Annotated in this window: 15 protein-coding genes, 2 pseudogenes and 1 riboswitch; of the genes and pseudogenes, 15 read left to right on the top strand and 2 right to left on the bottom strand. The window is 73.0% G+C overall.

What is annotated here, in order from left to right; translation table 11 throughout:
- The 3 genes from IH09_RS19510 to IH09_RS19520 all read left to right on the top strand — a co-directional run bounded on the left by IH09_RS19510 (nucleotide 1) and on the right by IH09_RS19520 (nucleotide 1,300).
- On the top strand, nucleotides 1-318 hold the full coding sequence (locus IH09_RS19510; RefSeq protein WP_052857948.1) for a DUF3618 domain-containing protein: 318 nt from the start codon (nucleotides 1-3) through the stop codon (nucleotides 316-318).
- A 211-nt stretch (nucleotides 319-529) separates the two neighbouring features.
- Nucleotides 530-832 carry a GroES family chaperonin gene (locus IH09_RS19515; protein WP_052858025.1) on the top strand — a complete coding sequence of 101 codons (303 nt, stop codon included), beginning with the start codon at nucleotides 530-532 and terminating at the stop codon, nucleotides 830-832.
- Nucleotides 833-877: 45 nt separating this feature from the next.
- A riboswitch (guanidine-III (ykkC-III) riboswitch) is annotated at nucleotides 878-948 on the top strand.
- Between the two features lie 31 nt (nucleotides 949-979).
- A complete protein-coding gene (locus IH09_RS19520) occupies nucleotides 980-1,300 on the top strand; it encodes a DMT family transporter (RefSeq protein ID WP_052857951.1) in 321 nt (106 codons plus the stop codon).
- A 119-nt stretch (nucleotides 1,301-1,419) separates the two neighbouring features.
- On the opposite strand, the gene IH09_RS19525 is transcribed toward IH09_RS19520, so the two are convergent.
- Nucleotides 1,420-3,753 (bottom strand): transglycosylase domain-containing protein, encoded by a 2,334-nt coding sequence (locus tag IH09_RS19525; protein WP_052857954.1) that lies wholly within the window; start codon nucleotides 3,751-3,753, stop codon nucleotides 1,420-1,422.
- 434 nt (nucleotides 3,754-4,187) lie between these two features.
- Here IH09_RS19525 and IH09_RS19530 point away from each other — a divergent pair, with 434 nt between their 5' ends.
- From IH09_RS19530 to IH09_RS19575, 11 genes and pseudogenes are all read left to right on the top strand, one after another.
- On the top strand, nucleotides 4,188-4,985 hold the full coding sequence (locus tag IH09_RS19530) for an ABC transporter permease (RefSeq protein WP_052857957.1): 798 nt from the start codon (nucleotides 4,188-4,190) through the stop codon (nucleotides 4,983-4,985).
- Nucleotides 4,986-5,130: 145 nt separating this feature from the next.
- Nucleotides 5,131-5,895, top strand: coding sequence for an ABC transporter permease (locus IH09_RS19535; RefSeq protein ID WP_110952427.1), 765 nt, complete (start codon nucleotides 5,131-5,133; stop codon nucleotides 5,893-5,895).
- Between the two features lie 107 nt (nucleotides 5,896-6,002).
- Nucleotides 6,003-6,956 (top strand): ABC transporter ATP-binding protein, encoded by a 954-nt coding sequence (locus IH09_RS19540; RefSeq protein ID WP_094795577.1) that lies wholly within the window; start codon nucleotides 6,003-6,005, stop codon nucleotides 6,954-6,956.
- A 73-nt stretch (nucleotides 6,957-7,029) separates the two neighbouring features.
- Nucleotides 7,030-7,752, top strand: a complete 723-nt coding sequence (locus IH09_RS19545) for a DUF1707 SHOCT-like domain-containing protein (RefSeq protein WP_052857960.1) — start codon at nucleotides 7,030-7,032, stop codon at nucleotides 7,750-7,752.
- Nucleotides 7,753-7,987: 235 nt separating this feature from the next.
- Nucleotides 7,988-9,331, top strand: a pseudogene (locus IH09_RS39975) (DUF445 domain-containing protein); the annotation flags it as partial.
- Nucleotides 9,332-9,493: 162 nt separating this feature from the next.
- Nucleotides 9,494-10,216, top strand: a complete 723-nt coding sequence (locus IH09_RS39980; RefSeq protein WP_318279490.1) for a class E sortase — start codon at nucleotides 9,494-9,496, stop codon at nucleotides 10,214-10,216.
- Between the two features lie 32 nt (nucleotides 10,217-10,248).
- Nucleotides 10,249-10,482 carry a DUF3311 domain-containing protein gene (locus tag IH09_RS19555; RefSeq protein WP_094794879.1) on the top strand — a complete coding sequence of 78 codons (234 nt, stop codon included), beginning with the start codon at nucleotides 10,249-10,251 and terminating at the stop codon, nucleotides 10,480-10,482.
- Nucleotides 10,479-12,053, top strand: coding sequence for a sodium:solute symporter family protein (locus tag IH09_RS19560; RefSeq protein ID WP_052857963.1), 1,575 nt, complete (start codon nucleotides 10,479-10,481; stop codon nucleotides 12,051-12,053). The genes IH09_RS19555 and IH09_RS19560 overlap by 4 nt, the downstream gene beginning before the upstream one ends.
- 312 nt (nucleotides 12,054-12,365) lie before the next feature.
- Entirely contained in the window at nucleotides 12,366-12,671 is a 306-nt protein-coding gene (locus IH09_RS19565; protein WP_052857965.1) for a DUF6412 domain-containing protein, read from the top strand.
- 121 nt (nucleotides 12,672-12,792) lie between these two features.
- A pseudogene (locus IH09_RS19570) lies at nucleotides 12,793-13,500 on the top strand (YidC/Oxa1 family membrane protein insertase); the annotation flags it as partial.
- A gap of 731 nt (nucleotides 13,501-14,231) precedes the next feature.
- A complete protein-coding gene (locus IH09_RS19575) occupies nucleotides 14,232-16,025 on the top strand; it encodes a choice-of-anchor A family protein (protein ID WP_190233343.1) in 1,794 nt (597 codons plus the stop codon).
- 107 nt (nucleotides 16,026-16,132) lie between these two features.
- On the opposite strand, the gene IH09_RS19580 is transcribed toward IH09_RS19575, so the two are convergent.
- Entirely contained in the window at nucleotides 16,133-17,257 is a 1,125-nt protein-coding gene (locus tag IH09_RS19580; RefSeq protein WP_052857974.1) for a Gfo/Idh/MocA family oxidoreductase, read from the bottom strand.
- Between the two features lie 55 nt (nucleotides 17,258-17,312).
- Here IH09_RS19580 and IH09_RS19585 point away from each other — a divergent pair, with 55 nt between their 5' ends.
- Nucleotides 17,313-18,467 (top strand): ROK family protein, encoded by a 1,155-nt coding sequence (locus tag IH09_RS19585; protein WP_052857977.1) that lies wholly within the window; start codon nucleotides 17,313-17,315, stop codon nucleotides 18,465-18,467.
- The last annotated feature ends 23 nt before the right edge of the window (nucleotides 18,468-18,490 follow it).

An 18,490-nucleotide genomic window follows, 5' to 3' on the forward strand; every position in this document is an offset into this window, starting at 1 on the left:
GTGTCGGAAGCCAGGACCCCTGCGCAGATCGAGGCGGATATCGCCCGCAGGCGGCAGGATCTCGCCGTGACGCTCGACGAGATCGGTGTGCGGCTGCACCCGAAGACGATCATCGACGATGCGAAGGCGAAGACCGCGGAGGCGGTGGACCGCACGGCGGGACGGGCGTATGTGGCCATCAACCGCGCGGTGTCGGATGTGCGCGGGCAGCTGGTGTCGGAGGACGGGGCGCCGCGGCTGGAGCGGATCGTTCCGGTCGCCATGATCGGTGTGGCCGTGGTGGGACTGCTGGTGCTGCGGGGCAAGCGGCGCCGGTAGCGGCGGTGGCCGGCCGCGGTTTCGGTGCGCCGCCGGTGGCCGGTTTTCGGTGGCCGTCGTCCGCTGTGGCCGGCATCCGGTGGCGGCCGGCGGGCGGTGGCGCGCCGTGCGGTGTAGCCGGGCCGAGGCGTGCCGGGCGGCGGCGGGCAGGTACGGTCGTGCCGTGAGCCCCAATAACACCAAGGACACCCACGACAAGCTGCCGATCCGGATGCTGCACGACCGTGTGCTGGTCCGGACGGACATCCCCGAGGGCGAGCGCCGCTCGACCGGGGGCATCGTCATCCCGGCGACCGCGGCGGTCGGCCGCCGCCTGGCCTGGGCCGAGGTGGTCGCGGTCGGGCAGAACGTACGGACCGTCGAGGTGGGCGACCGGGTGCTGTACGACCCGGAGGACCGGGCCGAGGTCGAGGTGCGCGGTGTGGCGTATGTGCTGATGCGGGAGCGCGATCTGCACGCGGTGGCCGCGGAGCGCCTGGAGGGCTCGCAGGACTCGACGGGGCTGTATCTGTAGCGGAGTTGGCGGAGGGCGGGCGGTGACCGAGGTCACCGCCCGTTTTGTCTGCCCTTTGCTAGGGTCGAGACACCCGACGAGACGCGCCGTACCGGGTCACGACAAGACGACGCACCCCTGTTGAAGCTCTTTCACGGAGGTGCCGTCATGGCATGGATCCTGCTCATGATCGCCGGACTGCTCGAAGTCGGCTGGTCGATCGGGATGAAGTTCACCGACGGGTTCACCCGGCTGTGGCCCAGCGTGTTCACCGGCGCGGGCATCGTCGCCAGCATGGTGCTGCTCTCGTACGCGGCCCGGACGCTCCCGATAGGCACCGCCTACGGCGTCTGGGTGGGCATCGGCGCGGCCGGTGCGGCGGTGGTGGGGATGGTGGCGCTGGGCGAGCCGGCCACCGCCGCCCGGATCTTCTTCATCTGCCTGCTGCTGGTGGCGGTGGTCGGCCTCAAGGCGACGTCGGGCCACTGACGGCGGGCTCCCGGCGGCCGGGGGCCGCCGTCCTCCCCGGTCCGCTGCGGCGGGCCCGTACGGCGCCCCGCGGGCCGTCGGGTCCGCGGCCGGGTCCGCCGCCCGTGGGGCCGTCCCGCTCACTCGTCCCATGCGGCACCCCGGACACCCCACGGGGACATCCGGTACGTCTGCGGCACGGTATCGCCGCCGGGCTCCGCGGTCGGGAACTCCTCGGTGGGTTCGGCGGTCGGCGGCTGCTCGGTGGGGAAGGGCGGCGTGGACGGCTCGGCCGTCGGCAGGGTGGGGGCCTCGGTCGGCGGGGTGGCGGTGGTACCGGGCGGAGTGCTCGGGGTACCGCCGGCCGACGCCGATGCGGAGGCCGACGGCGTACCGGTGCCGGACGGCTCGGACGACTGCTGCTCGGCGCCGCTCGCCAGTTGGAGGTCGAAGTCGCGGGCCGGCTGCCCGCGCAGGGCCGCCGCGGTGTAGTCGGCCCAGATCTCGGCGGGGTAGCCGCCGCCGTTGACCCGGTCCTGGCCCCCGGCGCCGTACAGCGGTTCCTGTGCGGCGGTCTGCGGATGCTGGCCGAGCACGGCGACCACGGTGGCGAGATCGGGCGTGTAGCCGGCGAACCAGGCGGCCTTGTCCTTCTCCGCGGTGCCGGTCTTGCCGGCCGCCGGGCGCCCGGCGGCCTGGGCCGCGGTGGCGGTGCCGCCCTCGACGACGCCGCGCAGCACCGAGGTGGTGGTGTCCGCGGCGTCCCGCCCGATGGCGATGCCCTCGGGGCGGTCCGGCAGCTGGACGTCCTCACCGAGCCGGGAGACCTTGTCCACCAGCGAGTAGGGCCGCTGCTTTCCGTGGTTGGCGAAGGTCGCGTAGACCTGCGTCATGTCCAGGACGCTGGGGGTGGCGGTGCCCAGCGAGATGGCGCCCTGGGAGGAGCCGAGACTGGGGGTGTCCTTGGGGATGCCCAGGTCGACGGCGGTGTTCTTGACCTTGGCGGGGCCGACGTCGATACCCATCTGGGCGAAGACGGCGTTGATGGACTTGTCCATACCGGCGCTGACGGTGACCGGGCCGTAGGAGCGGTCGTCCTCGTTGGCGGGATCGAAGCCGGTGGGGGAGCCGTTGCTGACCGTCATCCGCTTGTTGGTGCCGTCGTAGACGGTGTTCGGGGTGATCCGGACGCCGTCCTGGGTGGTGGAGCCGTTCTGCACGGCGGAGGCGAAGACGATCGGCTTGAAGATCGAACCGACCTGATAGTCGCGCCGGGTCGCGCCGTTGACGTACTGCTTGGCGTAGTCGATACCGCCGTACATGGCGACGACCTTGCCGCTGGCGGGGTCGATGGAGGCGCCGCCCGCCCGGACGTAGGAGTCGACCGTCCGCGCGTCGCTGAGCTTGTCCATCAGCCGGCTGTCGACCGCGGCCACGAGGGCGTCCTGGCGCTTTCTGTCGATGGTGGTGGTGATGCGGTAGCCGCCGGCCCGCAGGGTGTCCTCGTCCACGACCTTGTTGTCGGTCAGGTAGTCGTTGACGGCCTTGACGAGATAGCCGCGCTGCCCGGACAGACCGGTCGGCGCCCGCGCCGGGCCGGGGGCGGGGAACGTCATCGTGGACCGCTGGCTCTCGCTGAGCCACTTCTGCTTGACCATGCCGTCCAGCACGTAGTCCCAGCGGGCCACCGCCCGCTGCTTGTTCTCGGGGTGGGCGGCGACGTCGTACGCGCTGGGAGCGTTGAGGAGGGTGGCCAGATAGGCGCCCTGAGCGGTGGTCAGCTGGTCGCAGTTCTTGCCGTAGTACGCCTGCGCGGCGGCCTGGATGCCGTAGGCGTTGCGGCCGTAGTAGCTGGAGTTGAGGTAGCCCTCCAGGATGTCGTGCTTGCTCACCTCGCGGTCCAGCTTGATGGCGATGAAGAACTCCTTGGCCTTGCGGGTGAGGGTCTGCTCCTGGCCGAGGTAGTAGTTCTTGACGTACTGCTGGGTGATCGTCGAACCGGACTGCTTGCCCTTGCCGGTGACGGTGTTCCAGGCGGCGCGGACCATCGCGGCGGGATCGACCGCGGACTCCGAGTAGAAGTCGCGGTCCTCGGCGGCCAGCACGGCCTGCTGGACGGTCTTGGGCACCTGGGCGAGCGAGACGTTCTCGCGGTTGACGTCGCCGTCGCGGGCCAGCTCCGAGCCGTCGGAGTAGAGGTAGACGTTGCTCTGGGCCTTGGCGGCGGTGTTGGCGGCCGGGATGTTGACGAGGAGATAGCCGGCGATCAGACCGCCCGCGACCACCAGCAGGAACAGCAGCAGAGCGCCGAAGAGCATGCGCCAGGTGGGGAAGAGCCGGCGCCAGCCGGTGCGCCGCGGACGGGATTTCCGGCCCTTGGCGCTGCGCCCGTCCGTCGACGGCGCGTCGGGACGCGGGCCCCACTTCCGGGACCCGGTGCGCTCCGGGCCGTCGTGCTGCGGATCGTGGCTCATGTGTGTATGGACTCCTAGGCCGCCGCCGATGGTTGTGCCGCGGCGGATCGGTGTCGTTCCGGCGGTGGGCGCCGTACGCCGGAAATGGGAACTCTCGCCCGATAAGGCACTCTCGCATCATGCGTCCCGGCGTCCACGGGTGGCACGCACCCGTGACCGCTCCGTGATCGGCCGAATGGCCCCGCCGGCTGACCCGGACCGGTGACAAAACCCGTGGTGCATCCTCCCGCCGCGCCACTAGACTCCGGTGCTTTGCCATTCGGCCCGCAGCGCCGCCGTCCGGCCGCCGGACCACGCGCGCCATGAGAAATCACGCGCCACGAGCGTACGAGCGCCACGAGCGACCTCTCGCGCCACGAGAGCCGAGAACGACGAGTCAAGAACCACGAACCACGAGAACCATCGGAACCGAACGGATGCGGGGGAGCGCGGAGGTGTTGTACACGGCCGTGGCGGCCGGCAGCTTCAGGAGATACGCCACCTACCGGACCGCCACCGTGGCGGGCGTCGTCACCAACACCGTCTTCGGCTTCATCGTCGCCTACACCTATATCGCCCTGTGGCACGAGCGCCCGCACCTGGGCGGCTACGACCAGGCACAGGCCATGACGTTCGTCTGGACCGGGCAGGCGCTGCTGGCGGTCTCCGCGCTGATGTCCGGCGGCAACCTGGACGAGCTCCAGGAGCGCATCCGCACCGGCGATATCGCGGTGGACCTCTACCGGCCCGCCGACCTCCAGCTGTGGTGGCTGGCCGCGGACCTGGGGCGGGCCGGGCTGCAACTGATCGGCCGCGGGGTGGTGCCGATGGCGGTGGGCGCCCTGGTCTTCCCCCTGGCGCTGCCGGGCGAGGCGCTGACGTGGTGCGTGTTCCTGCTCTCGGTGCTGCTGGCGGTGGTGGTCAGCTTCGCCCTGCGCTATCTCGTCGCGCTGGCCTCCTTCTGGCTGCTCGATGGTGCGGGCCTGTCCCTGATCAGCGGGCTGGCCTGCATGTTCTTCTCGGGGATGGTGCTGCCGCTGCGGGTCTTCCCCGGCGACTTCGGCCACTTCGTACAGCTGCTGCCGTGGGCCTCGATGCTCCAGGTGCCGGCCGATGTGCTGCTCGGCGCACGGACCGGCGGCGCGCTGCTGCGGGGGCTGGCCTTCCAGGCGGGCTGGGCGGTGGCGCTGCTGGCACTGGGCCGGCTGGTGCAGCGGGCCGCGACCCGGAAGGTGGTGGTGCAGGGTGGTTAGCGGGCCGGTGGCCGGACCGTCCGCGGCCGGTGGCGCCGCCGCCGGCGGCCCGGCGACGGACCGGGGCGGACCGGACGGCGGCGGGGGCCCGTCCCGGGGGGCGGCCCTGGCGCAGGGGCTGCGCGCGTACGGGCTGATCGTGCGGATGTGGGTGCGCTCCACGCTCGCGTACCGGACGTCGTTCGTGATGACGGCGGTCGGCAACTTCGCGGCGAGCGGTCTGGACTTCGTCGCGATCATGCTGATGTTCTCGCAGATCGACACCCTCGGCGGCTTCGCCCTGCCCGAGGTCGCCCTCCTCTACGGCACCTCCAGCTCCTCGCTCGGCCTGGCCGATCTGCTGCTCGGCAGCATGAGCCGGCTCGGCCAGCGGATCCGCGACGGCACCCTGGACACCCTGCTGCTGCGCCCCGTACCGGTCTTCGCGCAGGTCGCCGCCGACCGCTTCGCGCTGCGCCGGCTGGGCCGGATCACCCAGGGCGTGCTGGTCCTGGGCTGGTCGCTGCCGCAGCTGGACGTGGCCTGGACGGCGGGCCGGATCCTGCTGGTGCCGCTGATGGTGCTGTGCGGTGCGGCGATCTACGGCGCGGTGTACACCGCCGGGGCCGCCTTCCAGTTCTGGGCGCAGGACGCCGCCGAGGTGCAGAACTCCTTCACCTACGGCGGGAACGCCATGCTCCAGTACCCGCCGACGGTGTTCTCCAAGGAGCTGGTGCGGGGCGTCACCTTCGTCATCCCGCTGGCCTTCGTGAACTGGCTGCCCGCGCTGTTGCTGCTGGGCCGCCCGGACCCGCTGGGGCTGCCGGGCTGGGTGGCCTTCCTGGGGCCCGCGGTGGCGGGCGTGATGGGTGCGGGGGCGGGGCTGGCGTGGCGGTACGGGCTGCGGGCGTACCGGAGTACGGGGAGCTGAGCGGTGTCCCGTACGACGGGTGTGCGGGCGCGGGAACGGGGCGGTGGAGCGGACACGAGGCGAGGAGACGTGCGGTGAGCGGTACGGCGGCGGAGCAGCTGATCGAGATGGACGGTGTCGAGAAGGTCTTCTCGGTCCGCCGCAAGGAGGGCCGGCTGCGGCGGGTGCGCCACGAGGTGCGGGCCGTGGACGGCATCACCTTCCGGGTGCCGCGCGGCGAGATGGTCGGCTACATCGGCCCGAACGGCGCCGGGAAGTCCACCACCATCAAGATGCTGACGGGCATTCTGGTCCCCAGCGGCGGCCGGCTGCGGGTCGCCGGTATCGACCCGGCGCGGGAGCGGACCCGGCTCGCCCGCCGGATCGGCGTGGTCTTCGGCCAGCGCACCACCCTGTGGTGGGACCTGCCGCTGAAGGACTCCTACGAACTGGTGCGGCGGATGTACCGCGTCCCGGACGCCCGCTACCGCGACAACCTGGCGCGCTGCGTCGAACTCCTCGACCTGGCACCGCTGTTGGACGTACCGGTGCGGCAGCTCTCGCTGGGGCAGCGGATGCGCGGCGATATCGCGGCGGCGCTGCTGCACGATCCCGAGGTGCTCTATCTGGACGAGCCGACGATCGGCCTCGACGTCGTCAGCAAGGCGAAGGTCCGGGAGTTCCTGCGCGAGGTGAACGCCGAACGGGGCACCACGGTCCTGCTCACCACCCACGATCTGACCGATATCGAGCAGCTCTGCCGGCGGGTGATGGTCATCGACCACGGGCGCCTGGTGTACGACGGACGGCTCGACGGACTGCGGGCGGCCGGTGAGGGGGAGCGGACCCTGGTGGTGGACCTGGCCCGGGAACTGCCGCCCATCGAGGGCGTGCCCGGGGCCCGCACGGTCAAGGTGGCGGGGCCGCGCCAGTGGCTGGTGTTCCCGGCCGGGCAGAGTGCGGCGCCGCTGGTCGCCGCCGTCGCCGAGCGGTATCCGCTGGTGGATCTGTCGGTCCGGGAGCCGGACATCGAGGACGTCATCGCGAAGCTGTACGCGGGCGGGCGGGGCGGCGTGATGTGATTGTGACGCGATGTATCGCGTTTGACGCGTGGGGAACTACCCCGGCGCCACCGCCGCACTTTAACCTGTTCGCATGACTGAAAAACTCCCCCAGTTGCGTGCTTCCGACAGCGATCGTGAGCGGGTGGCCGAGATCCTGCGGGACGCCCTGGCCGAGGGACGGCTCGTCATGGAGGAGTTCGAGGAGCGGCTGGAGAGCACCTACGCGGCCCGTACGTACGGGGAGTTGGAGAGGATCACCGCCGATCTCCCGGCGGCCGCCGGGGCCGCCCCGGCGCCGCCGTCGCTGCGCAAGGACGGCGGCACGGACAGCGGTGCGGTCACGTCCTGGTTCGGACGGATCGTCAGCGGGACGGAGGGTTCCTCGACGGGCATCGGCGTCCTGGGCGGTTTCCAGCGCAAGGGGCGCTGGACGATCGGTCGCCGCTTCACCGCCATCTGCTGCATGGGCGGCGGGGAGATCGACCTGCGCGAGGCGAACTTCGCCGGGCCGGAGGTCGTCATCAACTGCTGGACGATCATGGGCGGGGTGGGCATCGTGGTGCCGCCGGGCGTCGAGGTCGATGTGCGGGGCTTCGGCATCATGGGCGGCTTCGACTCGCGGGAGGACGGGGTGCCGGGCGAACCCGGGGCGCCCCGGGTGATCGTCAAGGGCCTGGCGTTGATGGGCGGCGTCGGCGTCGAGCGCAAGCTGCCCGAGGCCGAGCGGCTCCGCCTCAAGGAAGAGAAGCGGCGCCTCAAGGAAGAGAAGCGGCGCCTCAAGGACGAGCGCCGGGACCGCCGGGAACTGGACTGAGCCGGACCGGTCCTCCCTGATCCACCCGGCGGGGCGCCCGCGCGGACGCCGCCGGATGCCCCGGCCGTCGCGCCATGACCGGGATGCCGGGAACTCGTGGTTCGTTCCGGGAGTAGGCCACAGTGGGACACCCGGCCGGATCGGCGGCCGGGTGTGCGGTGGATCGCCGGGCCGGGCGCGCGGCGCGAGGACACGGCCGTACGGACTGCGGGGCACGGTGGGAACGGTGGAGCGGATGGAACGGACGAAGCCGGAGACGGCGGATACGACGCCGGACGCGGGCGCGGCGCCCCGGGCGGCCGCGGGCGGACCGGTCGGCGGGTTCCGCTACAGCGCCGCCGACGAGGAGAAGCGGCGCGCGGTACGGCGGATGAAGACGCTGGCCACCGGACTGCTGCTGGCCGTCGCGGTGGTCTACGTACTGGCGACCTGGGCCAAGTCCGCCGGGGCCGGCGGCTGGGCCGGGTTCGTCGCGGCGGCGGCGGAGGCGGGCATGGTCGGTGCGCTGGCCGACTGGTTCGCGGTCACCGCGCTGTTCAAGCGGCCCCTGGGACTGCCGATTCCGCACACCGCGATCATTCCCAACAAAAAGGATCAGCTGGGGCAGAGCCTGGGGGACTTCGTCGGGGAGAACTTCCTCTCCGGTGAGGTCGTCCGGGGCCGGCTGCGCTCGGTCGGCATCGGACGGCGGCTCGGCGCCTGGCTCGCCGAACCGAAGAACGCCGACCGGGTCACCGCCGAGCTGTCCACCGCGCTGCGCGGTGCGCTGACCGTGCTGCGCGACTCCGACGTGCAGGCGGTGGTCGGCGAGGCGATCACCCGGCGCGCGGATGCCCAGGAGATCGCGCCCGGTATCGGCGGGATGCTGGAGAAGATCGTCGCGGAGGGCGGCCACAAGCGGGTGGTGGACCTGGTGTGCACCCGCGCCCACGACTGGCTCGTCGAACACGGCGACTCCGTGATGACGGCGGTCTCCGGCGGCGCCCCCGGCTGGACCCCGCGCTTCGTCGACCGCAAGGTGGGCGACCGGGTCTACAAGGAACTGATGCGGTTCGTCACCGAGATGCGGGACATGCCCGATCACCCGGCGCGCGGCGCCATCGACCGCTTTCTGCGGGACTTCGCGGGCGATCTCCAGTCCGACCCGGACACCCGGGCCCGGGTGGAGCGGCTGAAGTCCGAGGTGCTGGGCCGCGGCGAGGTGCAGGACCTGATCGCCTCGGCCTGGGGCTCGGTCCGGGCCATGATCGTGGCCGCCGCCGAGGACGAGCGCAGCGAGCTGCGGCTGCGGGTACGGGCCGCGCTGCTGTCCCTGGGCCAGCGGCTCTCGGGCGACGGGCGGTTGCAGAACAAGGTGGACGGCTGGCTGGAGGGCGCGGCCGTCTACGTCGTGACGACGTACCAGGGCGAGATCACGTCCCTGATCACCGACACCGTCGCAGGCTGGGACGCCGAGCACACCTCGAAGAAGATCGAGGCGCACATCGGCCGGGACCTCCAGTTCATCCGCATCAACGGCACCGTCGTCGGCGCGCTGGCCGGGCTGTGCATCTACGCCGTCTCGCAGGCGGTCGGCGGCCGGAGCGGCGGCTGGCCGCCCCCCTGCCCCCCGTCCGCCTCGCCCGCCGGTTCTCCGCCGCCTCTGGTGGCTTGGGCCCGCAGGGCTTACGGTGCCCGCGTGCGGGAGCGGATACCGGTGGTCGTGCAGGGGCGGCGCGTTCGCCGCTCCCCGGTGGCACGCGTGCTGTGGACCGGGGCCGAGCTGGCCGTGACGCTCGGCGTTGTACTGCTGCTGCTCGTCGTCCACCAGCTGTGGTGGACCAACCGCCAGGCGTGGGACGAGGCCCGGGACCGGGTCACCCGACTGGAGCGGCAGTGGGACACGGGGCGGCCCCCGGGGCCGGGGCCCGGCGGGGCCCCGGGGAGCGGCGACGGGCCGGTGGACGGCGCGCGCACCCCGCCCGGCGGCGCGCCCGCGCGGCCCGCCGCCCGTACCCCCGCCGCACCGCCGCCCGGTCTCGCCTACGCGGTACTGCGCATCCCCCGCATCGGCGTCACCGCGCCCGTCGCGCAGGGCATCGGCAAGGCCGCGGTCCTCGACCGGGGCTATGTCGGCCACTACCCGCGCACCGCGCAGCCCGGCGCCACCGGCAACGTCGCGCTGGCCGGGCACCGCAACACCCACGGCGAACCGTTCCGCCACCTCGACCGGCTGCGGCCCGGCGACACCGTCCGCATCGACACCGCCGACGCCCGCTACACCTACGTCGTCCGGCAGATCCTGCCGCGGACCACGCCCGGCGACGGCACCGTCATCGCCGATGTCCCGCACAGCACCACGCACCCCGCCTACCGCTTCACCGCACCGGACGCCTATCTGACCCTGACGACCTGCACGCCGGAGTTCACCTCCACCTACCGGATGGTGGTCTGGGCGGTGTTGCGGTCGACACAGTCGCGCTGAGGCGCGCTCCGGGTCATCTAGGCTCCTGCGACGTGCGAAATCAGTTTTCCGGTGGACGATCCCCCGGCTCCCGAAAGCGCCCCGCGCTGCTGTGGCTGCTGCTGCCCTATGTGGCGTTCCTGGCCGTGCTGCCACTGGTGAACCGGGTGACCCCGACCGTCCTCGGCCTGCCGTTCCTCTTCTTCTGGATGCTGGTCGCGACGCTGCTGACACCGCTGTCGGTAGGGCTGGCCCGCCGTGCCGACCGCAAGCGGGGCCGCGCGTGAACGCCGCCGTCGCGACCTCCATCTTCGGCGCCTTCATGGTGCTGACCGTCGTCCTGGGCCTGCTCGCGGTGCGCGGCCGCGGCTCCGGCGGCGGGCTCACCGAATGGTCGGTGGGCGGCCGCAGCCTGGGCACCGTCTTCATCTGGGTGCTGATGGCCGGTGAGAGCTATACGAGCTTCAGCTACCTCGGCGCGGCCGGCTGGGGCTACAACTTCGGCGCCCCGGTGCTCTACGTCCTCGCGTACATGTCCTGCGGCTATGCGATCGGGTACGTCGTCGGGCCGATGCTGTGGGCCTACGCGCGCCGGCACGGCCTGGTCGGCATCACCGACATGGTCGCGCACCGCTACGGGCGTGCCTGGCCGGGCACCGCCGTCGCCATCCTCGCCACCGTCTGCCTGCTGCCGTACATCCAGCTCCAGATCACCGGCATGGGCGTGGTCGTCTCGACCATCTCCTACGGCGCGATCAGCCTCAACTGGGCCTATTTCCTGGGCTTCGCGGTCACCACCGGCTTCGTCGTGGTCAGCGGACTGCGCGGCAGCGCCTGGGTCTCGGTGCTCAAGGACATCCTCGTGATCGGCACCCTCGGCTTCCTCGCCGTCTACGTCCCGTTGCACTACTTCGGCGGCTACGGGCCCTTCCTGGACCGGATCGTTGCGGAGAAGCCGCAGTGGCTGACCTTCCCCGGGCACGCTTCGGGCGGTCTGGGCCAGGGCTGGTTCATCACCACCACCCTCGTCAACTCCCTGACCGTGGTGATCTTCCCGACGACCGTGGCCGGCTACCTCGGCGCCCGCAACGCCGACGCGCTGCGCCGCAACGCCATGTACCTGCCGTTCTACAACGTGCTGCTGTTCGTGCCGATGCTGCTCGGCCTGGCCGCGCTGTTCATCGTGCCGGGGCTGGTCGGCGCGGACTCCAACCTCGCGCTGTTCAAGCTGGTCGTGGACTCGCTGCCGGCCTGGGCGGTGGGGGTGATCGGGGTGGCCGCGGCGCTCTCCTCCATCGTGCCGATGGCCGTCTTCATGCTGGTCATCGGCACGATGTGGGGACGGAGCGTGCTCGGCGCGATCCCCCGGCTGGCCCACCGGCAGAAGCTCTGGTCCCAACTGGTCGTGGTGGCAGCCGGAGCGCTCGCGCTGCTGCTGACGTACACCGCGCCCAACACCCTCGTCCGGCTCTCGCTGATCTCGTACGAGGGCATGGCGCAGTTGGTGCCGATGCTGCTGCTGGGGCTGGTATGGCGGCGGCTGACGCTGTCTGCGGCGGTCAGCGGGCTGGTCGTCGGCTTCACGCTGGTCTGTGTGCTGGTCTTCACCGGCAACGACCCGGTGTGGGGCATGAACGCGGGGCTCGTCGCGCTCGCCGTGAACGTGGTGGTGGCCCTCGCGGTCACCTGGCTGGGGCCGCGCGCCGCGGACGACCGGCCGGACGCGGAGGTGCTGGCACTGGAGGACGAGTTCCCCCGGGAGGGCGCCCCTCGGGACGGGGCGCCGGGGGAGGCCGGGGTGGCCGGCGTGGCCAGGGGAACCGGAGAGGCCGGGGCGTCGGCGTCGGCGTCGGCCTGATTCCGGCGGGTGGCGGTGGCCGGTGGCCGGACAGCCCTGCTGTCCGGCCACCGGCCACCGCCACCCTTCCGGTCCGGCTGCCCGCGCAGGCGGTTACCCTTGGGCAGAACCTGACGCGTCATGTCCTGACCGTGGGACAACAGCACGGCGGCGCGACGGTCATGGCTGCACGACGGCCACCGCGGCGCGACGGTCACGGCAGCCCGGACCGTACGACAGCACGTAAGGCTTCAGACAGCTCAGACAGCTCAGACAGCTCAGACAGCACGGAGAGCACGGCAAGGCCCGCAGCCGAAGGAGGACGACGACTCGATGTACCGCATCGTCGACGCCTGGCGGGTCTGCACCACCGCGCTGTTCTTCGTACTCGCCGGACTCCTCCTGGCGCAGAACGGTCTGACCTCGTCGCTCACCGCCGCCGCGACCACCGCCGCGGTGCTGCTGCTGTGCAGCGCCTTCCTGATCGCGGCCTTCGCCCGCCCCGTACCACCGGGCCGGATCCGTACCGCGATCCGGGACCGTGAACGGCGTACGGCGTTCCTGCCGCAGCGCGATCCCGACGCGGCCGGGCGGCCGCGTCCCCGAGCACCGGGCCGTCCCCTCCCGACGGCCGCGTAGGCGCTCGGCACCGCCGCAAACTCCACTCCGCTGCGCTTCGTTCGCAGGTGCCACCCGCGCCCCGCGCGGCTCGTCACGCCGATTCCACCCCGGCACGACGAGACCCGTGGAGGGCTCAGCCATGTCCGTTTTCGGCTTTCTCGGTACCGCGCTGGCGCGCGGCGCCGAGCTCATCGACCCGCTCTTCGGCACCGCGGCCACGGCCGTCGCCATCGTCCTGTGCACCCTGGCGGTACGCGCCGCACTGCATCCGCTCGCCCGCGCCGCGGCCCGCGGTGAGCGGGCCCGCGCCGCGCTCGCCCCGCAACTCGCCGAGCTCCAGCGCAAGCACAAGGGCAACCCGGAACGCCTTCGGAAGGCGATGGCCGACCTGTACGCCACGGCGGGCGCCTCGCCGCTGGCCGGCTGTCTGCCGTCGCTGCTGCAACTGCCCGTCTTCTACGTCATGTACCACCTCTTCTCCAACGGAAGCGGCGGGCTGCTCGACCACACGCTGCTGGGCGCGCCGCTCGGCGGCCGCTGGTATCAGGCGCTCGCCGACGGCGGCCTGTTCGGGCCGCGGGGCCTGGTCTATCTCGCGCTGTTCGCGCTGATCGCGGCGGTGGCCACCTGGAACTTCCGGCGGGCGCGGGCCACGGCGGCCAAGGCGCCGCAGCCGGCCGCGGGCGCCGGTGGCGGGCTGCCCGGGATGGCCGGGATGACGAAGCTGCTGCCGCTGCTGTCCTTCGGCACACTGATCACGGTGGCCGTGGTGCCGCTGGCGGCCGCGCTCTACGTGGTGACGACGACGACCTGGACGGCGTGCGAACGGGCGCTGCTGCACCGGGACCGGGACCGGGACCAGGGCCGGGAATCGGAGCCGGTGTCGGCGTCGGCATCGGCGTTGGCGTTGGCGTCGGCCGGGAAGGCGGCACCGGAAGGGTCGAAAGCGCGGGCCGGGGCCGGGGCGCGGGCCGCGGACAAGGGGGCGGCCCGGGAGGCGACGGTGGTTCAGGAGGCCGATGGGCAGCGGCCGGCGCAGCCGCGGTCGGCCAAGAGCCGGGCGGCGCGGCAGCGGGCGGCCCGCTCCAGGGCCACCGCCAGGACCAGGGCCGACTCCCGTACCGCCGGCTCCGCCGCGGCCAACTCCCGTGCGGACAGCGCCGGGACGGCCGACGGGAGCGCTGCCGCGGCGCTGTGACGGGCCGGTCCGCGAACGGATCCGGAGCGCGATGGACCGGTCCGCGAACGGATCCGGAGCGCGATGGACCGGTCCGCGAACGGATCCGGCGAGCGATGGACCGGGCCGCCGACGGCAGGTGTGCAAGGACGCCTGACGGCCCGATGGTCTGACGGTCCGACTGCCCCGTGGTCTGACGGCCGACGGTCTGCCGACCCCACGGAGCCTCACGACCCATGGGGCGACGGCGCCTGGCCGGTGGAGCGTGGCGCGGTGGCCGGTCGTCAAGCGGTCGGTTATTACGGCAGATGGCCCCTGGCCGGGGCCATCTGCCGGTCGTTTCCGGCGACTCGCCCCCGCCCTCATGTCGGGCGCGGCAATATGTCACCATAGTGCCCGATATGCAAGGAAAGAAGACTAAATGGTGGAAAGCGGCGACCGCCGCACTGGTCGGCGCGGTGATCGCGGCTACGTTGGGCGCCTTCGCCGCCCTCGCGTTCGCCGCGCCACTGCCCGGCGGGCTGGGCCCGTGCCTGGGAAGTCAGTGCCCCAGTTCGTACCAAGACCCCCACAGCGGTGGGATCGCGGGCCGGGACGAGAACATCAATATCTTCGTCGGCGGTGACTACCGGGTGGGCGGGTCCGCGGCGGAGGCCGAGGGCAAGATCGTCACGCTCGGCGATTTCTCGATGAACAAGACCTCGGGCTCCAGCATCTACAACGTCGGCGTGGTCGGCGTCGGCTCCCGGGTCCCGCCGCCCAACGGTTCGGACTTCCTGACCGTCGGCGGCAATCTCACCGTCGCCGAGGGGCAGCGGCTGCTCGCCGAGGAGGGCCGCGCGTCCGGCGTGGTGAAGTACGCCGGGACGCTGAGCGGCACGGTCAGCCCGCGCGCCGTACACGATCCGGACGCGGCCGCCCCGTACCTCGGGCTGCGGCCCGAACTGACCTCGTCCAGCGCCTGTTACGCGCACGCCGGCGGCGCCGGCAGACCGGCCACCGGGACGGCCGTCAACCAGGGCTACCAGACCCTCTTCCGGGGTGACGGCACCTCGCCGATCCAGGTCTTCAACGTCGACTTCGACATCGCCGGGCGGAACGGCGGCGACCAGGGCATCACCTTCGAGGGCATTCCGGCCGGTGCCACGGTGCTGGTCAACATGCTCGGCGAGAGCCGCACCATCAGCACCTTCATCGGCCACGATCTGCGTCCGGCCGGCATCCGCGAGCGGCTGCTGTGGAACTTCCCGGACGCGACCCAGGTGACGATCAAGGGCAGCGCGCAGTTCCAGGGCGCCGTCCTGGTGGGCCAGCCTGGCAGCCGTACGACGGTGTCCGTCCCGGGCATGAACGGCCGCTTCTTCACGGCCGGTTCACTGGACCACATCTCCTCCTCCGGTTCGGAGTTCCACGGCTATCCGTTCAACGGCGACCTGCCGGAGTGCGGCGAGGAGCCGACGCCTACGCCTACGGAGCCGACTGTGACTCCCACGGAGCCCACTGTCGGTCCGACGGAGCCGACGGTGACGCCGACGGAGCCGACTGTCGGTCCGACCGAGCCGACCGTGACGCCGACGGAGCCCACCGTGGGCCCCACGGAGCCGACCGTGACTCCCACGGAGCCGACGGTGACACCGACCGAGCCGACGGTGGGCCCGACGGAGCCGACCGTGACGCCGACGGAGCCCACGGTGGGTCCGACGGAGCCGACGGTGACGCCGACGGAGCCGACTGTCGGTCCGACCGAGCCGACCGTGACGCCGACCGAGCCCACCGTGGGTCCGACCGAGCCCACCGTGACGCCGACCGAACCAACCGTGCGGCCCACCCATCCCACCGGGCGCCCGACCTGGCCGGTCCCGTCGGAGAGTTGCGACTGCTGGGACACCGGCGGACACGGACACGGGCACGGACATGGCCATGGGAAGGACCACGGTCATGGCAAGGACCACAGCCACGGAAAGCACCACTGCCACGGCAAGGACCATGACCATGACCACGGTCACGGCAAGGGCCACGGCAAGGGCCACGGCAAGGGCCACGGCTATGACCGGGACCACGGCTACGGCCACGGGGGCGAGCTGGCCCGAAGCGGTGCGCTCAGCGACCCGTGGGCGCTCGGTGCGGCGGTGGCCGCGATCGTCTCCGGCGCGGCGCTGATCGTGCTGGTCCGGATCCGCTGGACCAAGCGGTAACGGCAGGGCGCCGGCCGTGAGTCAGGCCGGCGGACGGAACGGAACGAAGGACAGATAGGCAGGCCGTAGACCTGTCCGGCAGCGCATCGGCCGGACAGGTCTCGCGCTTATGCGGACGGTTCGATCCGGACCGTGCGGCCCTCGGCGGCCGAGCGCCTGGCGGCCTCCAGGACCCGCAGGGTGGCCGCGGCCTCGGTCGCCGTCACCGGCGGTACGCCGCCGTCGCGCAGCGCCCGCGCGATGGCGGCGTAGTACGCGGGATAGTCGCCCGGCAGCGTCGGCACGGCCGCGCCGCCACCGGTCACCGGGGACTCCCCGGCGCCGAGCCGGCCCCAGGCGGACGCCGGCTCCACGCCCCACTCCGCGCCGTCCGTGCCGGGCCGCCGGCCCGCGCGCAGGGCGGCCTCCTGCGGGTCGAGCCCGTACTTCACATAACCGGCGGCGCTGCCCAGCACCCGGAAGCGCGGGCCGAGTTGGGCGGTGGTGGCGCTCACCCACAGATGGGAGCGGACACCGTTCGCGTGCGTGAGCGCGAGGAAGGTGTCGTCGTCGGCGGCCGCACCCGGGCGGCGGACGTCGGCCTCGGCGTAGACCGAGACCACCGGGCCGAAGAGCGTCAGCGCCTGGTCGGCGAGGTGGCTGCCGAGGTCGTACAGCAGCCCGCCGAGCTCCGCCGGATCGCCGGACTCGCGCCAGCCGCCCTTGGGCCGCGGCCGCCAGCGCTCGAAGCGCGACTCGAACCGTTGGACGTCCCCGAGCGCGCCGTCCTCGATCAGGGCGCGGACCGTGCGGAAGTCGTTGTCCCAGCGGCGGTTCTGGAAGACGGAGAGCAGCAGCCCGCGGTCGTCGGCGAGCGCGGCGAGCCGCTCGGCCTCGGCGGCGGTAGCGGCCAGCGGTTTGTCGACGACCACCGGCAGCCCGGCCGTCAGCGCGGCGGTGGCGAGCGGCACATGCGTCTTGTTCGGCGTCGCCAGCACGATCAGGTCCAGTTCGGCGGCGCGCGCGAGGACGGCCTCGGCGGTGTCGACCGTACGGACCCCGGGGTGCTCGGCGCGGGCCTGCGCCTGCCGCTCCGGGCTCGCGGTCGAGACGGTGTCCAGGACGAGGCCGTCGGTGGCGGCGATCAGCGGGGCGTGGAAGACCGAACCCGCCAGGCCGTAACCGATCAGGCCGACGCGGAACGGGCCGCGGGCGGTGGCCGGGCGGTCGGGGGTGCCGGTGGAGTCGCTCATGGATCCACTTAAACAACGCTGTTGCCAAAGTGCAAGGCGCACCGACAATGGGTGGGTGACCAGCAATGACAGCGACGCGCGTGCCGCGGCCCCGGCCGGCGGCCCCGGCAGCAACCTCTCCGCCCTCCGCGACCACAACGCCGCGCTGGTGCTCGGCCTGCTGCGCGCGGCGGGGGAGACCGGGGTGAGCCGGCTGGAGCTCGCCGCGCACACCGGGCTGACCCCGCAGGCCGTCAGCAAGATCACCGCACGGCTGCGGGCCGGCGGACTCGCGGCCGAGGCGGGCCGCCGCGCCTCGACCGGCGGCAAACCGCGGACGGTGCTGCGGCTGGTCCCCGGCGCCCGGTACGCCGTCGGGGTGCATCTGGACCGCGATGAGATCACCACCGTCCTCGCCGACCTCGCGGGCCGGGCGGTCGCGGTCCGCCACGCCCCGCTCGCCTTCACGGCGGGCGCCGACGAGGTACTGGCCACCGCCGGGCGGGAGGTCGCGGCGCTGCGGGCGGCGGCCGGCGGGCCGCCGGTACTGGGGGCCGGGGTGGCCTGCCCCGGCCCGCTGGACCACACAGCCGGGGTGCTGCACCGGGTCACCGGCGCCCCGGCCTGGGACGGTTTCCCGCTACGGGCCGCGCTCGCCGGCCGGCTCGGGCTGCCGGTGGTGCTCGACAAGGACACCAACGCGGCGGCGCTCGGCCTGGCCCAGGGATGCGGCGACGGCGCCGGATCGTTCGCGTATCTGCACCTGGGAACGGGGCTCGGCGCCGGGCTCGTCCTCGGCGGCGGCCTGTACCGCGGTCCGCGGACCGGCGCCGGGGAATTCGGCCACCAGGTGGTGGAGCGGGACGGCCCGCGCTGCGGCTGCGGGCGGCGCGGCTGTGTGGAGGCGCTCTGCCTGGCGGCGGTGGCGCGCGGCGATCTGGCGGACGCGGCGCGGGTGCTGGGGGTGGGCGCGGCCAACCTGGTGGAGCTCCTGGACATCGACCGGGTGCTGCTCGGCGGGCGCACCGTCCTCGCCCACCCCGACGGCTTCCTGCGCGGTGTGGCGGCGGAGCTGACCGCCCAGGCCCGTACGCGCGGCGGGTCCGGGCCCGGGGTGCCGGTGGCGCTCGCCCCGGGCGGTACGCGGACGGTGGCGGATGGCGCGGCGCAGCTGGTGCTGGCGCCGCTGTTCGGCCCGCACCGGCCGGCGTTCGCGGCGCAGGGGGTCTGAGCTGATACGGCGGGTGGGCCGCT

Source organism: Streptomyces celluloflavus, assembly GCA_000720995.1.
Taxonomy (GTDB): domain Bacteria; phylum Actinomycetota; class Actinomycetes; order Streptomycetales; family Streptomycetaceae; genus Streptomyces; species Streptomyces celluloflavus.

Excerpts from the sequence above, each read along its gene's own strand:
- IH09_RS19515 (WP_052858025.1), top strand. The coding sequence starts at position 530 with ATGCTGCACGACCGTGTGCTGGTCCGGACGGACATCCCCGAGGGCGAG.
- IH09_RS19520 (WP_052857951.1), top strand. The coding sequence starts at position 980 with ATGGCATGGATCCTGCTCATGATCGCCGGACTGCTCGAAGTCGGCTGG.
- IH09_RS19525 (WP_052857954.1), bottom strand. The coding sequence starts at position 3,753 with ATGAGCCACGATCCGCAGCACGACGGCCCGGAGCGCACCGGGTCCCGG.
- IH09_RS19535 (WP_110952427.1), top strand. The coding sequence starts at position 5,131 with ATGTGGGTGCGCTCCACGCTCGCGTACCGGACGTCGTTCGTGATGACG.
- IH09_RS19540 (WP_094795577.1), top strand. The coding sequence starts at position 6,003 with ATGGACGGTGTCGAGAAGGTCTTCTCGGTCCGCCGCAAGGAGGGCCGG.
- IH09_RS19545 (WP_052857960.1), top strand. The coding sequence starts at position 7,030 with ATGACTGAAAAACTCCCCCAGTTGCGTGCTTCCGACAGCGATCGTGAG.
- IH09_RS19565 (WP_052857965.1), top strand. The coding sequence starts at position 12,366 with ATGTACCGCATCGTCGACGCCTGGCGGGTCTGCACCACCGCGCTGTTC.
- IH09_RS19575 (WP_190233343.1), top strand. The coding sequence starts at position 14,232 with ATGCAAGGAAAGAAGACTAAATGGTGGAAAGCGGCGACCGCCGCACTG.
- IH09_RS19580 (WP_052857974.1), bottom strand. The coding sequence starts at position 17,257 with ATGAGCGACTCCACCGGCACCCCCGACCGCCCGGCCACCGCCCGCGGC.